This is a genomic window from Vagococcus changpingensis (genome assembly GCF_058211775.1).
In genome coordinates this window covers 585,580-602,359 of the sequence record NZ_JBYVZB010000001.1, presented here as the reverse complement: position 1 = coordinate 602,359, position 16,780 = coordinate 585,580, and the positions used below count along the sequence as shown (strand labels likewise).

The window sequence follows — 16,780 nt, the reverse complement described above, 5'->3', positions numbered from 1 at the left end:
GAATTATGGATATTAAAAAAACAGCAATTGCTGGAACACTTGAATCTAGTGATATTCAAATTATGGTATCAACTGGTGAAAATGGCATTGAACTTGATTTAGAAAGTCAAGTTATTGAACAATTTGGTAAACAAATTAAAACTGTTATTTTAGAAACATTTGACAAATATGGTATAAAAAATGCGACAGTTAAAGCAGTTGATAAAGGAGCGTTGGATTGTACCATTAAAGCACGCACAGAAGCAGCCATTCAACGTGCTATTGAAAAAGATCATGAGCTAAATTGGGAGGCGCTAATCTAATGGAAAGATTAAGAAGAACAATGATGTTTGTGCCAGGAAATAATCCTAGCATGATTAAAGATGCCGGGATTTATGGAGCCGATTCGATTATGTTTGACTTAGAAGATGCTGTATCTATGACAGAAAAGGATGTTGCAAGATTACTTGTGTTTGAAGCGTTACAAACAGTCGATTATGGTGATACTGAATTAGTAGTTCGTATCAATGATTTACATTCAGAATTTGGTCGAGCAGATATTTTTGCTGTAGTGAAAGCCGGAGTAGATGTTATTAGACTTCCTAAAACAGAAACCGTAGAAGATATTGTTGAAGTAGAAAACGTCATTGAAGAAGCAGAAAACTTTTTTGGCATTCCAGTGGGAACAACTAAAATGATGGCAGCAATTGAAGGAGCTAAAGGGGTATTGAATGCACCGGCTATTGCTGTTGCAAGCAATCGTCTAATTGGTATCGCAATTGGGGCAGAAGATTATGTGACAAATATGAAAACCAGACGTTATCCAGATGGAAAAGAGTTATTTTTTGCTCGTAGTATGATTTTACATGCAGCAAGAGCGGCTGGCATTGCCGCGTTTGATACTGTGTACTCTGATGTTAATAATGAAGAAGGGTTATTAAATGAAGTGAGATTGATTCATCAATTAGGCTTTGATGGCAAATCAGTTATTAACCCAAGACAAATTCCTATTGTAAACAGTGTGTATCAACCGACTGAAAAAGAAATTAAACATGCTAAAGACGTGGTTTATGCGATTGAAGAAGCGAAGAAAAAAGGGTCTGGTGTTATCTCGTTAAACGGTAAAATGATTGATAAACCAATTGTTGAACGTGCTGAACGTGTCATTATGCTAGCAAAAGCATCAGGACTTTTGGATGAAGGAGAGTTTTAAATGAAAAACAAAGTGAACCGTGACATACCAGATGAATTTTTAACAGATTATTCTGTTTTTGAAACAACCGTAATTGATCATCAAAACATTGATTATAAAGCCCCAACTGTCAAAGTGGTTTCTCAAAAAGATACAAAATTAGTTCATAGTATTAAAGACGTCATTGAAAAAGTTGGATTAGAAAATGGCATGACTATTTCATTTCATCATCATTTTAGAGAAGGTGATTACGTCTTCAATCAAGTGATGTCCGTTATTAAAGAAATGGGATTTAAAGACTTAACTCTAGCGCCTAGTTCTTTAACTAATGTAATGAATGACATGGTTGTTGAGTGTATAAAATCAGGTGTTATTACACATATCACTTCTAGTGGTATGCGTGGATCGTTAGGAGAGTTTATTTCTCATGGTGGATTGGATAATCCAGTTATCTTACGTTCACATGGTGGTCGTGCAAGAGCAGTCGAACAAGGTGAAATAAAAATAGATGTCGCCTTTTTAGGTGTACCAAATGCAGATGAATACGGAAATGCAAACGCGATTCATGGAAAAGCAGTCTTTGGTTCTCTAGGTTATGCGATGGTCGATGCAAAATATGCGGATAACGTGGTCTTGATTACGGATACATTAGTGCCATATCCATGTACACCAATCAGTATTCCACAAACACAAGTTGACTATGTGGTGGAGGTTGATGAAATTGGTAATCCTGAAAAAATTGGGGCTGGTGCGACACGTTTCACTAAAGATCCTAAGGAATTAAAAATTGCTCAACTCACTAATGATGTGATTACACAATCACCTTATTTTAAAAATGGCTTTTCTTTCCAAACAGGTACTGGTGGTGCGGCTTTAGCTGTTAGTCGTTACTTAAAAGAAAGTATGGAAAAAGAAAATATAAAAGCTTCTTTTGCTTTAGGTGGTATCACTAAACCAACAGTTGACTTATTAAGTGAAGGATTTATTGAAAAAGTGTTGGATGTGCAAGATTTTGATAAAGGTGCTGCTTTAGGGATGGCAGAGTATGAAAATCAACAAGAAATTGATGCATCATTTTATGCTGATCCCTTTAATAAAGGTGCGGTAGTCAATCAATTAGATATTGTGATTTTATCTGCACTAGAAATTGATACAAAATTTAACGTAAATGTTATGACAGGCTCTGATGGTGTGTTAAGAGGAGCAATTGGTGGTCATCAAGATGCGGCTAACGCTAAATTAACAATTATTACAGCACCACTTGTTCGTGGCAGAATACCAACAGTTGTAAACGATGTAACAACGGTGATTACCCCAGGAGATAGCATTGATATTTTAGTTACTGAGGTAGGGATTGCTATTAATCCTAAACGTGAAGATTTAAAAGAAATTTTTGCCAATTCTAAAGTTCCAGTCTTTACAATTGAAGAACTACAACAACGTGCTGAAAAAATTGTCGGTATTCCTGAAAATTTAGAATTTACTGATCGTGTTGTAGCACTAGTTGAATATCGTGATGGAACACTAATTGATGTTGTAAAACAAATAAAAGAATAGGTGTGACTCTTAATGAAAAATGTATTTGAAAAAGGACAAGAAATATCTTTAATAGATGCGTTAGATAATCGAGAAAAACGTGTAGCTTTACAACAAAAATTATTAGCGCGTCACCCTAAAAGTACATTAATTTCTTTAAAGATGAACATACCCGGACCAATTAAAGCCAATGATGCTATTAATAAGGTATTTCACTCCGCGAGTAATATGCTTCAACACTATTTATTAGCAAGTAGTGTAACGTTACTTGCGGAAACCTATCGTGATCTACCAACCGGGCCAGAAGGGTACTTTGTTATCGAAATGAGTGGCATTGATGCAAAAAAATTATGTATTAAGTTAGAAAATAATTTTTCGTTAAGCTCTATGATTGATTTGGATGTTTATGTTACAGTTGGTAGCAACATTCAGGATATTTCTAGACAATCCTTAAGCCTCTCCCCCAGAAAGTGTTTTGTTTGTCAAAATGAAGCTAAGGTTTGTGCTAGAAGTAAACAACATACTCTAAAAGAAATTCAACGTGAGTTAGTGACGCTATACACTGATTATTATCTTTCTGATACTAAAAAAGCAGTATCTCAATGTGCCCAAAAAGCATTATTATATGAAGTGACGTGTACCCCGAAGCCTGGCTTGGTAGATGCGATTGATTCTGGGGCTCATGAAGACATGACTATTTATACTTTTATAAATAGTAGTTGTGTATTAACTCCATTTTTTGATTCTTTTTTTGAAGAAGGATTTTATTATTCTAAAGATCAACCATTAAGTGGTTTATTTAATAAAATACGTCCAATCGGGATAGAAGCAGAAAAGTCTATGAATGAAGCGACTCAACAAGTAAATACGCATAAAGGTGCCATTTTTTCTTTAGGTGTATTAATAACTGCTTTAGGATATTCCTTTGCTCAATCTGGTAATTTAGATTTAATTGATATTCAAGAAATCATAAAAGAGATGTTAAGGTATTTGATGGCTGATTTTGATGGATTGGAAAATAAAGACCCGAAAGATTTGACAATTGGAGAAAAATTATTTTTAGATTACGGTATTTCAGGCATTCGTGGAGAAGCAAGCAGCGGTTATTCAATCGTATTTAATCACTCACTACCATATTTGGTTAATCAAACAACGGGCGATATTAATGATCGAATGATTGATACGTTATTGTTTTTATTAAAACATTCTAAAGATACTAATCTTATAAAACGGGCAGGTACTGTAGAAATATTGGATGAAGCAAGACAAAGCGCAACGGATATTCTAGCTGCTGGTGGAGTAAAGTCAAATCTAGGGAGACAATTATATCTTGATATGATTTGTGAGTATAAAGAAAGAAATTTAAGCATTGGTGGAACGGCTGATTTATTAATTATGACGTTATGTCTTTATTTTATCGAACAATTACCTTAAAAGACTACCTATAAAATAGGTAGTCTTTTTTATTTTCAGATGACATTAATTATGATGATAAGGCTTAACGTGGTTAAGACACTTAATTACAGCAACACATCATCATCAAGTTGAAATAGCAAAACTGTTAGTTGATGTAGAAGCGGATGTTAATAAACAAGATAACATTCAAGGTAAAACAGAGATTTTAGCGTATATTTTAGAAAATAGTACTCTAAATCAAGAGAGTTATAATCCGATTTGGCGGAAATGCTGTTATCCAGCTGCTGAAAAAGGGCATTTAGAAACTGTTAAATTATTAATTGAAGATGGAAAGGTAGAGATTAATCATCAAAATAATTCTGGCTATACTGCCTTAATAGAAGCTGTTGCTTTAAGAGATGGTTCAAAAGTTTATCAAGATATTGCGGCTGAATTACTAAAAGTTGGAGTGACTAAATCTCTAAGGGATTATTCAGGTCGTACAGCTGAAGATTATGCTAAGCAATCAGCGTAGTAACTACCAATTATATGGGGGATTAACATAAGAGGCGTGACAGTTAGGTAAAACTTAACTTTTCACATCCTTTTTGTACTAGAGTTAGAATCTCTAATAGGAAATATCCCTTAATCGTCCCTTTTTTTTCTTAAAGAGTTTTATTTTTCATAAACAAATGATAGAATGTATAAGATGACCTTATGATGTAAGATATCAATACTTCTAGGATAATAAGGATGAGAGGGTAGGAAAAATTTCATGGCTAATTTTTTAAAACAATTAATCGAAAATGATAAAAAAGATTTAAAACGCTTAGGGCATATGGCTGATAAAATTGATAAACTAGCACCACAAATGTCAGAGTTATCAGATGAAGAATTAAAACAAAAAACTGAGGAATTTAAAGCACGTTATGCTAAAGGTGAAACATTAGATGATTTACTTTTTGAAGCATTTGCAGTTGTGAGAGAAGCAGCTAAACGCGTTCTGGGATTATTTCCATATAAAGTGCAAATGATGGGTGGAATCGTACTACATGAAGGTGGCATTCCAGAGATGAAAACTGGTGAAGGTAAAACCTTGACTGCTACTATGCCGGTTTATCTAAATGCGTTATCAGGTGAAGGGGTACACGTTGTAACCGTCAATGAGTACTTATCAACGCGTGATGCAAGTGAGATGGGTGAGTTATATAACTTTTTGGGTCTAACAGTTGGATTAAATATTAATTCAAAATCTTCGGATGAAAAACGTTTAGCTTACTCATGTGATATTACTTATTCAACAAATAATGAATTAGGATTTGATTATTTAAGAGATAACATGGTTGTCTATAAAGAACAAATGGTTCAACGTCCATTAAATTTTGCTGTAGTGGATGAGGTCGATTCAATTTTAATCGATGAAGCTAGAACACCATTGATTATTTCTGGTCAAGCTGAAAAATCAACTGCTTACTATACAAGAGTTGATAATTTTATCAAAACATTAACGGAAGAAGAAGATTATAAAATTGATGTTCAGTCAAAGACAATTAGCTTGACTGAACAAGGTATTACGAAAGCTGAAAAATATTTTGATGTTGACAACCTTTATGATATTGAAAATACGTCTTTAACACATTATGTGGATCAATCATTACGTGCTAACTATATTATGTTACGTGATATTGACTATGTCGTTCAAGAAGGTAAAGTATTAATCGTTGATCAATTTACTGGTCGTATCATGGATGGTCGACGTTATTCAGATGGTCTTCATCAAGCGATTGAAGCCAAAGAAGGCGTAGACATTGAAGATGAAACAAAAACAATGGCAAATATTACATTCCAGAACTATTTCCGTATGTATAAAAAATTATCTGGTATGACTGGTACAGCGAAAACAGAAGAAGAAGAGTTTAGAGAAATTTATAACATGCAAGTTATTCAAATTCCGACAAACAAACCAATCATTCGTGATGATCGTGCGGATTTATTATACCCAACACTATCAAGTAAGTTCCATGCAGTAGTGAAAGATATTAAAGAGCGTCATGAAAAGGGCCAACCAGTATTAGTGGGGACAGTTGCCGTTGAAACCTCAGAGTTATTATCTGATTTACTGAATAAGGCAAAAGTACCGCATCAAATTTTAAATGCGAAAAATCACTTTAAAGAAGCAGAAATTATCATGAATGCTGGACAAAAAGGTGCTGTGACGATTGCAACAAATATGGCTGGTCGTGGTACAGATATTCGTTTAGGCGCTGGTGTACGTGAAGTCGGTGGATTAGCTGTTATCGGGACTGAACGTCATGAGTCTCGCCGTATTGATAATCAGTTACGTGGACGTGCGGGTCGTCAAGGAGATCCAGGTATGTCACAATTCTATCTATCTCTTGAGGATGATTTAATGAAACGTTTTGGTTCTGAAAGAATCAAAATGTTCTTAGATCGAATGAAGTTAGAAGAAGAAGATGCTGTCATTCAAAGTAAAATGTTATCTAGACAAGTTGAATCGGCCCAAAAACGTGTCGAAGGAAATAACTATGATACACGTAAAAATGTCTTACAATATGATGATGTGATGCGTGAACAACGTGAAGTTATCTATAAACAACGTCGTGAAGTAATCATGTCAGATATTGATTTAGAGCCTGTTTTATTAGGAATGGTTGAGAGAACTGTGGATCGCTATGTTGATGGACATACTCAAGGTGAGAAAAAAGATTGGAACCTTGAAGGATTAGTAGACTTTGTTGGTTCAGCTATTACGCATGAAGATGCCATTAGTTTATCTGATTTTGAAGGTAAAACACCTGAGGAAATGAAAACATTCATTTATGACAAAGCAAAAGCTATCTATAATGAAAAAGCAGAAATTTTAAGTAGTGAAGAACAGTTATTAGAATTCCAAAAAGTGGTTATCTTAAGAGTAGTCGATACAAAATGGACAGACCATATTGATGCGATGGATCAATTAAGAGAATCTATTGGATTACGTGCTTATGGACAAAATAATCCATTGGTTGATTATCAAACTGAAGGATATGATATGTTTAATAATATGGTTGGTGCGATCGAATATGAAGTCACTCGCTTATTCATGAAATCTGAAATCAGACAAAACGTTCAACGTGAGCAAGTGGCTCAAGGTGATGCTGTTAAGCCAACTTTAGAGCAAGGACAAGTATCTAATGATGAGAAAAAACAACCGATTCGTGTTGACGAAAAAATCGGACGCAATGATTTATGTCCATGTGGCAGTGGCAAGAAATATAAAAATTGTCATGGTAAACCATCATAATAAATCAAGAAGCGACTTAGTTTAACTGAGTCGCTTCCCTTATTTAAAGAAAGGGAGATAATTAATGGAAATTAGCGATATAAAAAATGAATTAGGTAAAATCGAAACAAAAATAACAAATTTTAGGGGGTCTCTTTGACTTAGAGTCGCTAGAAGAACAAATTGCTGAAGGTGAATACGAAATGGCTACGCCTGGCTTTTGGGATGATAATGAAGCTGCTCAGATAGTGATTGATAAAGTGAATCAATTAAAATCGCAATATGATACTTTTAAAAAAACTGAGGAAGCTTATGAGGAATTAGAAATCTTACTGGAAATGGCTGAAGAAGGTGATGAAGAGTCACAAAAAGAATTAGAAGAAAAGTTAGTAAAAACGATTCAAATTGTAGAAGAGTATGAATTAGCTCAACTACTTAATGGTGAGTATGATCAAAATAATGCAGTTTTAGAACTTCATCCTGGAGCAGGTGGAACAGAGTCACAAGATTGGGGAAGTATGCTTCTTAGAATGTATACTAGATGGGCCGAATCAAAGGGATTTCAAGTTGAAACAGTTGATTATCAAGCTGGAGATGAAGCAGGGATTAAAAGTGTCACACTTTTAATCAAAGGATACAATGCCTATGGTTATTTGAAGTCTGAAAAAGGCGTTCACCGATTGGTTCGTATTTCGCCATTTGATTCCAACTCGAGACGTCATACATCCTTTTGTTCAGTTGATGTGATGCCAGAGTTAACAAATGATATTAATATTGAAGTCAAACCAGATGATATTAAAGTTGACACATTCCGTGCTAGTGGAGCTGGTGGTCAGCATATTAATAAAACAGACTCAGCTGTCAGAATCACCCATATCCCAACAGGATTTGTGGTATCTAGTCAGGCTCAGCGTTCTCAATTAAAAAATAGAGAGCAAGCGATGAGCATGTTAAAAGCAAAGTTATATCAATTAGAAATTGAAAAACAAGAACAAGAAGCAGCTGCGATTAAAGGTGAGCAGTTAGAAATAGGCTGGGGTTCACAAATACGATCTTATGTGTTTCATCCGTACTCGATGGTTAAAGACCATCGAACAAATTACGAAGTGGGAAATACTCAACCAGTAATGGATGGAGACTTAGATGGTTTTATTGACGCTTATTTAAGATGGAAGTTGTAATACTTTATTTGACAGTTAATAAGTAATTGATATATATTTGTAATCAAATCCTAAAGAAGACATGTTATACTGTATTCGGATTGATTATTATATATTAGTCAAAATAACAATAACAAGTTGGAGAGATAAACTTATGATAGAGATGAAGAAAGTAACAAAGAAATACTCCAATGGGACAACAGCGATTCGTAATTTATCCATTACAATTAATCAAGGTGAGTTTGTTTATGTCGTTGGCCCAAGTGGGGCAGGTAAATCAACTTTCATCAAATTAATGTACCGTGAAGAAGCCGCAACTAAAGGAACATTAAATGTTTGTGGATATGATTTATTAACGATAAAAAATCGTAATGTTCCTTATTTACGTCGTGAAATAGGTATTGTATTTCAAGACTACAAGCTTTTGGCACATAAAACAGTGTATGAAAATGTTGCCTATGCCATGCAAGTAATCGGAAAAAAACCACGTGAAATCAAACGTCGTGTACTAGAAGTACTTGATTTAGTTGGGTTAAAACATAAAGTTCGTGTTTTTCCTGATGAATTATCAGGTGGGGAACAACAACGTGTGGCAATTGCAAGAGCCATCGTGAACACACCAAAAGTACTTATCGCAGATGAACCAACAGGAAATTTAGACCCAGAAAATTCATGGGAAATTATGGAGCTATTAGAGCGAATTAATAATCAAGGAACAACGGTTGTTATGGCCACACATAATAGCACAATTGTAAATAAAATTCGTCATCGCGTATTAGCTATTGAAAATGGCCGTATCACAAGAGACCAAGACGAGGGGGATTATGGCTACGATGATTAGTAATTTTTTTAGACACATAGGTAGTGCATTGAAGAATTTAAAAAGAAATGGATGGATGACTTTAGCATCTATTAGTGCTGTAACCGTGACATTAACGCTTGTTGGAATTTTTCTAGGTGTTATTTTAAATGTTGCAAAAATTGCAGATGATATAAAAGATAATGTGGATGTTTCCGTTTTCATTGATATTGGAACACCTGAAAAGGAAGTAAAAGAATTAGGTGAAAAGTTAAAAGATATTGATGGGGTCAAAGACGTTACTTTTTCTAGTAAACAAAACGAATACAAAAAGTTAGTAGATAAGTTGGGGGATACATGGAAACTTTTCGGTGAAGATGAGAATCCATTGTATGATGTTTATGTTTTAACAGCTTCTAACGCAGAGGATATACCAGATATACAAAAGGCAGCATCTAACTTACCAAGTGTGCAAAAGGCTGATTACGGTGGACGAAATTCCGATAAGTTATTCAAGATTTCTAAAGATGTAAGATTATGGGGGACCATTGCAGCCGTCTTCTTACTAGGAGTAGCAGTATTTTTAATTTCTAACACAATTCGTATCACGATTATTTCAAGAAAACGTGAGATTCAAATTATGCGTCTTGTAGGAGCTAAAAATGGTTTTATTAAAGGACCATTCTTCTTAGAAGGAGCATTTATTGGTCTACTGGGATCTGTGATACCTGTTTTGCTTGTAACGTTTGCTTATCCGAGAGTATATGTTATTTTTACAAAGAGTATGATTGCTAATGCATCTTATGATTTGATTGCTCCAGGTAATTTAATGTGGCAATTAAATACATTACTCATCGTCGTAGGTGTTGTGATTGGTTCAATAGGTTCTGTGATGTCTATGAGGCGATTCTTAAAAATATAATGTATAAAAAAGAAATAAGACAGTTGTCTTATTTTTTTTTATCTATTTTTTCACAGATGATACACCAGGTATGTTATAATTGAGAGCAGAGAGTATGGAGAAGGAGTGATGTAAATGACTGAAAATCAGATTGATAGTTTACAATTAGTCGTCATTACTGGAATGAGTGGTGCTGGTAAGACAGTTGCAGTACAAAGTTTTGAAGATATGGGATATTTTTGTATTGATAATTTACCACCAACATTAATCCCAAAGTTTTGGGAACTAATTAAAGAGTCAGGTAAAATCACTAAAATTGCATTAGTTATTGACTTAAGATCACGTGCATTTTTTGAAGAAATTCAAAGTATGCTAATTGAAATAGAAAATACTAAATTAGTGGATACCACTGTCATGTTTTTAGATGCCTCGGATCAAGAATTGGTTTCACGTTATAAAGAGACAAGGCGAGCTCATCCACTTGCCATGGATGGACTAGTTACAGAGGGAATTAAGAAAGAAAGAGCTTTGCTTGAAGAATTAAAAGGAGAGGCACAGTTAGTGATTGATACAACTGAACTAGCTCCTAGGGAATTAAGAGAACAAATCATGGAAAATTTTAAAAATCATGATACAGATACTTTCCGTGTCGAAATGGTTTCTTTTGGTTTTAAATATGGATTACCAATTGATGCAGATATTGTGATGGATGTAAGGTTTTTACCTAATCCACATTATATTGATGAATTGCGTCCATTAAATGGAAAAGACAAGCCAGTATATGATTATGTTGTGAACTCTGAAATGACGGAATCGTTCTATCAGAAATATGAAGAGTTGATTTTAGATATTTTACCAGGCTATATAAAAGAAGGAAAAATGAGTTTGACTATCGCGATTGGTTGTACTGGAGGACAACATCGTTCAGTAGCATTGACTGAGAGATTAGGAAAAAAAATCTCTGAAGACTATAAAACAAATATTACCCACAGAGATATGATGAAACGTAAGGAATCAGTTAATCGTTCATGAAAACATATCGTATAAGGAAGCCTAAAATTGTTGTGATTGGTGGCGGAACAGGCTTACCAGTCATATTACATGGTTTGAGAGATCAAAGTGCTGATATTACAGCGATTGTAACAGTAGCAGATGATGGTGGGAGTAGTGGGCTTCTTCGTCAGAGTATTAATATGAGTCCTCCAGGAGATTTAAGAAATGTTTTAGTGGCGTTATCTGATATGCCACAAATGTATGAAGATATTTTTCAATATCGTTTTAAAAAAGAAGATAACTTCTTAGCTAATCATACGATTGGTAATTTGATTATTGCAGCAATGTCTGAAATGAAAAATAGTACTTATGAAGCAATCCAGTTATTAAGTAAGTTTATGCATGTGGATGGACATATTTATCCAGCAAGCGAGCAATCCATGACATTACATGCTAAATTTGTTGATGGAACAGAGGCAACAGGTGAAAGTACTATTGCCAAAGAACGAAAGAAAATTGATTACGTTTATGTCACTAACTCAATAGATGGCACACCAGTCAAGCCTGCTAGAAAGGTTATTTCAAGTATTCGCGATGCAGATATGATTGTGTTAGGACCTGGTAGTTTATTTACTAGTATTTTACCTAATTTGATGATTAAAGAGCTAGGTGAAGCGGTTTGTAAATCAGAGGCTGAAGTAGTATATATTTGTAACATTATGACACAAAAAGGCGAGACTGAGTATTTTTCTGATGCCGATCATGTACGGGTATTGCATCATCATTTAGGTAAACAATTTATTGATACCGTATTGGTCAATACAGAGTCAGTACCTGAAAATTACATTGATCCAGCTGTTTATGATGAGTATTTATTACAAGTTAAACACGATTTTCAAGGCTTACGTGATGAAGGATGTCGTGTGATATCGACCGACTTTTTAGAGTTAAAAAATGGTGGAGTTTTCCATGATCGAACCAAAGTAGTTGAAGAGCTGTTTCGTTTGGTTTTTGGAGTAAAATATTAAAAGAATGGGGTGCTTAGAGTGTCTTTTGCATCGGATGTTAAAAAAGAACTGACTACTTTGGAAGTTCATAAAGAACATGCAAAGGCTGAATTGGCAGCTTTAATTCGAATGAACGGGTCTGTAACATTAGCTAATAGACAATTTGTATTAAATGTTCAAACTGAGAATGCTGCAATAGCTAGACGTATCTATACACTATTAAAAGATCATTATGAAGTAAATAGTGAGTTGTTAGTGCGACGAAAAATGAAATTAAAAAAAAATAATGTTTATATCGTTCGTTTGAAACAAGGAACAAAAGAAATATTAAATGATTTAGAAATCATGGATGGTGCGATGTTTAATCCCCATGTTTCAGATAGTATCATGGGGAACGAACAAAAAATGCGTTCTTATTTACGAGGGGCATTTCTAGCAGGTGGTTCAGTTAATAATCCTGAGACAAGTCGTTATCACTTAGAAATTTATTCAATGTATGAAGATCAGTGCGTTGATCTATGTGACATGTTAAAATTTTATGGATTAAACGGACGAGTGGTTGAAAGGCGTACAGGATTTATCACTTATCTCAAAGGTGCAGAAGAAATTGCCGATTTTTTAGTGTTAGTTGGGGCGACAAATGCTATGTTAAAATTTGAAGATGTTCGAATTGTACGAGATTTACGTAATTCAGTTAACCGACTAATGAATTGTGAAAATGCCAATATGAATAAAACGGCAGATGCTGCAAAACGTCAAATTGAGAATATCCGTTTAATCAAAGCAACCGTTGGATTGGAGCAATTACCTGAAAAATTGAGGGAAGTCGCAGAAATACGTCTGGAAAATCCAGAAATTAGTTTAAAAGAGCTAGGGGAAATGATCCCTTCTGGTCCAATAACAAAATCAGGTATTAATCATCGCATCCGAAAAATTAATGAATTTGCTAATAATTTAGCTCAAATAAAGTAAAAAATGTTAACTATTTACCTTATCTGTTAAAAAGAGTTGTTTGTTTAGCTGGTAAGGTTTTTATGTATTTTTCCTCTAAATATCTTGATACAAGTATGATATAATGTGAAAGTAATTATAACCAAGATAGTTAAGTTAAAGGAGGGAAAAAATGGAAATTGAAAAAACAAATCGAATGAATGCTTTATTTGAATTTTATTCAACTCTTTTAACAGAAAAACAAATGAATTATATTGAACTTTATTATGCAGATGACTTTTCTTTAGGTGAAATAGCTGAGGAATATGATGTGAGTCGTCAAGCTGTGTATGATAATATAAAACGTACTGAAAAATTACTAGAAACTTATGAAAAAAAACTACATTTGTATTCAAATTATGTGGTACGACAAGAGATGATTGATGAAATCAAATCATTGCTAAAAGAATCTTATCCAGAAACAGAAATGATTTATGATTTATTAGATAAAATTCAAGAAATAGAAGAAGAGTAGGGGTTTAAAAATATGGCTTTTGAAAGTTTAACAGATCGCTTACAAGTAGCGATGAGTAAATTAAAGAAAAAAGGGACGGTAAAAGAAGAAGACGTAAAGGACATGATGCGTGAGATTCGTCTAGCCTTACTTGAAGCCGACGTTAACTTACAAGTCGTTCGTGGCTTTGTCAAAAGTGTTGGAGAACGCGCAGTCGGTGTTGAAATTCTGGAATCGTTAAATCCAACCCAACAAATTGTTAAAGTAGTGGATGAGGAACTAACTAAAGTATTAGGTTCTGAGGCAGTTGGGTTAAATAAATCACCTAAGATACCGACAATTGTCATGATGGTCGGTTTACAAGGGGCTGGTAAAACAACCTTTACAGGTAAGATATCTAACTTTTTAAAACAAAATGAGAAAGCTAGACCCTTATTGATTGCAGCCGACGTGTATCGTCCTGCTGCGGTGGATCAATTGAAAGTCATTGGTCAACAACTAGATATTCCAGTTTTTGATATGGGAACAGATGTTGATCCAGTTGAAATTGTTCGCCAGGGGTTAGAACAAGCTAAAGCAAATAAAAATGATTATGTGTTTATTGATACGGCAGGTCGTTTGCATATCGACGAAACCTTAATGGATGAGTTAAAACGTATTAAAGATTTTGCTCAACCTAATGATATTCTACTAACAGTTGATGCGATGACAGGTCAAGATGCGGTGACAGTAGCTCAAAGTTTTGATGAACAACTAGATGTGACGGGAGTTGTGTTAACAAAACTTGATGGTGATACTCGTGGTGGGGCAGCCCTTTCTATTCGTGCGATTACTGGAAAACCAATCAAATTCATTGGTACTGGTGAAAAATTAACTGATATTGAAGTATTCCATCCTGATAGAATGTCTAGTCGGATTCTTGGTATGGGAGACATGTTAACCTTAATTGAAAAAGCACAAAAAGAATATGACGAAGAAAAAGCAGAAGAATTAGCGCAAAAAATGCGTGAAAATAATTTTGATTTTAATGATTTTATCGAACAACTTGATCAAGTAATGGGCATGGGGCCATTAGAAGATTTGATCAAGATGATTCCAGGAATGAATAACATGCCTGGTCTTGACCAATTACAAGTTGATCCAAAAGATGTGGCTCGTAAAAAAGCGATTGTCTTCTCAATGACACCTGAGGAACGAGAAAATCCAGAATTGTTAAATCCAAGTCGTAGAAGGCGTATTGCAGCAGGTTCAGGTAATTCAGTTGTTGAAGTCAACCGTATGATTAAACAATTCAATGAATCTCGTAAAATGATGCAACAAATGTCTAAAGGAAACATGCCAGCTGGACTTGAAAATATGATGGGTAGTGGTGTACAAGGTAAATTAGGTAAGATGGCTATGAATAGAATGATTAAGAAAAATAAAAAGAAAATGAAAAATAAAAACAAAAAGAAAAAGAAAAAATAAGAGGAGGCTATGAGCCTTCTTTTTTTATAAAACAATGTTGTCTTTTTTTTATTCTTATTATTGATTAAATCGTTTAATTAACATAATTTAACCTTATTTTATAGTAAAAACGCCACAAGATAGTTAGACTTTATGTATCTTATTAAATAAAAGGAGTTTTATCGGATGAAAGATGCGACCTTTTGGGCAAATGAAATTAAACAAAAACACATATCAGTAGAAGAATTATTAAATGAAACATATAGTAAAGTTATCAAACATAGTGAATTAAATTGTTTCGTTGGATTCGATGAAGAAAGCTATCATCAACTATTACAGTCTTTAAAAACGTCTAATCAAGAAAGCCCATTTTATGGGGTACCTTTTCCATTAAAAAATATTGGTCAACAAAAAAAAGGATGGCTTAATACTGCTGGAGCTAAGTTAATGACTGGTAATCAATCGTCATCAACGGATAATTACGTGAAACAGATAGAAGAAGCTGGATTCATTCCATTTGGTAAAACCAATGCACCAGAATTTGGATTTAAAAATGTGACAGATCCTTTAATCTATGGCGTAACAAAAAATGCTTGGAATAAAGATTATCATGCAGGGGGTAGTAGTGGTGGTGCTGCTTCAGCCATAGCTTCAGGTGTTATCCCATTAGCAGGCGCAAGTGATGGTGGTGGTTCTATTAGAATTCCAGCGAGTTTTTCTGGATTATTAGGACTAAAACCAAGTCGGGGGAATATAGTGACAGGGCCTGATGAGTGGCGTGCTTGGCAAGGTGCTTCTGTTAATTTTGTGTTGGGCGTTTCAGTCAGAGATGCAAGAGCGATGCTAGAGATATTAAAACCGACACAACAAATTTCACCATTTTTAGTCCCACAAAATTTTTATAAACAGAAAAAAACACTAAAAATAGCTGTTTGCAATGACTCACCAGTTGGCAATAAGGTCTCACATGCAGCCAAACAATCAGTTGAGAAAGCTATTAAATTTTTAGTGAGTGAAGGACATGATGTGGTTGAAATTCCCTATCCGGTTAATGGAGATGAGTTAATTCGAAGTTATTATACAATGAATGGCGGAGAAACATCTGCCATGATGACTTCATTCAAAACACATTTGCAACGAGAATTATCTATTGAAGATATGGAACAAATGACATGGACGTTATATCAGTATGGCGAAACATTATCTGCCTCAGATTATGTTCAAAGTTTTTACGCATGGGATAAAGCTACACAAGTTATGGAAGAATTATTTGAGGAATATGATTTGTTTTTATCACCATCTGCTACAACAACAGCTCCTAAAATAATAGAAGATTTACAAAGTAATCAAATTCGACAATCAATGAGGATGGCACATGAATTGACTAAAAATGAATTAGCAGAATTAGTGTATGCGATTTTTGAAAAAAGCTTGCACATGACACCCTACACGCAGTTAGCTAATTTAACAGGTCAACCTGCGATTAATTTACCAATCTATGTAGCAGAAAATGGGTTACCAATTGGCGTTCAATTTATGGCTGCTAAAGGAAACGATAAACTACTCCTTGATGTGGCAGAATTATTCGAATACCATCAGCAATTTGTTTTGCCAATGTATTATAATCATTAAATAAACATGACTA

Annotated in this window: 15 protein-coding genes; all 15 read left to right on the top strand. The window is 34.3% G+C overall.

Annotated features, from left to right (window positions below; translation table 11 throughout):
• Nucleotides 1-5 precede the first annotated feature (5 nt).
• On the top strand, nt 6-302 hold the full coding sequence (gene citD / locus AC37UB_RS02990) for a citrate lyase acyl carrier protein (protein WP_117972940.1): 297 nt from the start codon (nt 6-8) through the stop codon (nt 300-302).
• Nucleotides 302-1,192, top strand: a complete 891-nt coding sequence (gene citE / locus AC37UB_RS02985; RefSeq protein ID WP_117972939.1) for a citrate (pro-3S)-lyase subunit beta — start codon at nt 302-304, stop codon at nt 1,190-1,192. The genes citD and citE overlap by 1 nt, the downstream gene beginning before the upstream one ends.
• Nucleotides 1,193-2,728: a citrate lyase subunit alpha gene (citF, locus tag AC37UB_RS02980; RefSeq protein WP_117972938.1), complete on the top strand. Its 1,536-nt coding sequence runs from the start codon at nt 1,193-1,195 to the stop codon at nt 2,726-2,728.
• Between the two features lie 12 nt (nt 2,729-2,740).
• A complete protein-coding gene (gene citG / locus AC37UB_RS02975) occupies nt 2,741-4,141 on the top strand; it encodes a triphosphoribosyl-dephospho-CoA synthase CitG (protein ID WP_490685312.1) in 1,401 nt (466 codons plus the stop codon).
• Between the two features lie 85 nt (nt 4,142-4,226).
• Nucleotides 4,227-4,637 (top strand): ankyrin repeat domain-containing protein, encoded by a 411-nt coding sequence (locus AC37UB_RS02970; RefSeq protein WP_347247401.1) that lies wholly within the window; start codon nt 4,227-4,229, stop codon nt 4,635-4,637.
• 240 nt (nt 4,638-4,877) lie between these two features.
• Entirely contained in the window at nt 4,878-7,406 is a 2,529-nt protein-coding gene (gene secA, locus AC37UB_RS02965) for a preprotein translocase subunit SecA (RefSeq protein WP_241699103.1), read from the top strand.
• A gap of 64 nt (nt 7,407-7,470) precedes the next feature.
• A protein-coding gene (prfB, locus tag AC37UB_RS02960) for a peptide chain release factor 2 (protein ID WP_117972935.1) occupies nt 7,471-8,566 on the top strand; the annotation gives its coding sequence in 2 pieces (ribosomal slippage) (nt 7,471-7,542 and nt 7,544-8,566; 1,095 coding nt in all).
• A gap of 133 nt (nt 8,567-8,699) precedes the next feature.
• On the top strand, nt 8,700-9,386 hold the full coding sequence (gene ftsE, locus AC37UB_RS02955; RefSeq protein ID WP_117972934.1) for a cell division ATP-binding protein FtsE: 687 nt from the start codon (nt 8,700-8,702) through the stop codon (nt 9,384-9,386).
• Complete coding sequence (gene ftsX, locus AC37UB_RS02950; RefSeq protein ID WP_117972933.1) at nt 9,379-10,266, top strand: permease-like cell division protein FtsX; 888 nt, start codon at nt 9,379-9,381, stop codon at nt 10,264-10,266. Before ftsE ends, ftsX begins: the two co-directional genes overlap by 8 nt.
• Before the next feature lie 114 nt (nt 10,267-10,380).
• A complete protein-coding gene (gene rapZ, locus AC37UB_RS02945; protein WP_490685311.1) occupies nt 10,381-11,277 on the top strand; it encodes an RNase adapter RapZ in 897 nt (298 codons plus the stop codon).
• On the top strand, nt 11,274-12,266 hold the full coding sequence (locus tag AC37UB_RS02940) for a gluconeogenesis morphogenetic factor MgfK (RefSeq protein WP_241699101.1): 993 nt from the start codon (nt 11,274-11,276) through the stop codon (nt 12,264-12,266). Before rapZ ends, AC37UB_RS02940 begins: the two co-directional genes overlap by 4 nt.
• 18 nt (nt 12,267-12,284) lie before the next feature.
• A complete protein-coding gene (gene whiA / locus AC37UB_RS02935; RefSeq protein WP_117972930.1) occupies nt 12,285-13,217 on the top strand; it encodes a DNA-binding protein WhiA in 933 nt (310 codons plus the stop codon).
• 151 nt (nt 13,218-13,368) lie between these two features.
• Nucleotides 13,369-13,710 (top strand): putative DNA-binding protein, encoded by a 342-nt coding sequence (locus AC37UB_RS02930; protein ID WP_117972929.1) that lies wholly within the window; start codon nt 13,369-13,371, stop codon nt 13,708-13,710.
• 12 nt (nt 13,711-13,722) lie between these two features.
• On the top strand, nt 13,723-15,156 hold the full coding sequence (ffh, locus tag AC37UB_RS02925; RefSeq protein ID WP_117972928.1) for a signal recognition particle protein: 1,434 nt from the start codon (nt 13,723-13,725) through the stop codon (nt 15,154-15,156).
• A 165-nt stretch (nt 15,157-15,321) separates the two neighbouring features.
• Complete coding sequence (locus tag AC37UB_RS02920; RefSeq protein WP_490685310.1) at nt 15,322-16,767, top strand: amidase family protein; 1,446 nt, start codon at nt 15,322-15,324, stop codon at nt 16,765-16,767.
• Nucleotides 16,768-16,780: the final 13 nt, after the last annotated feature.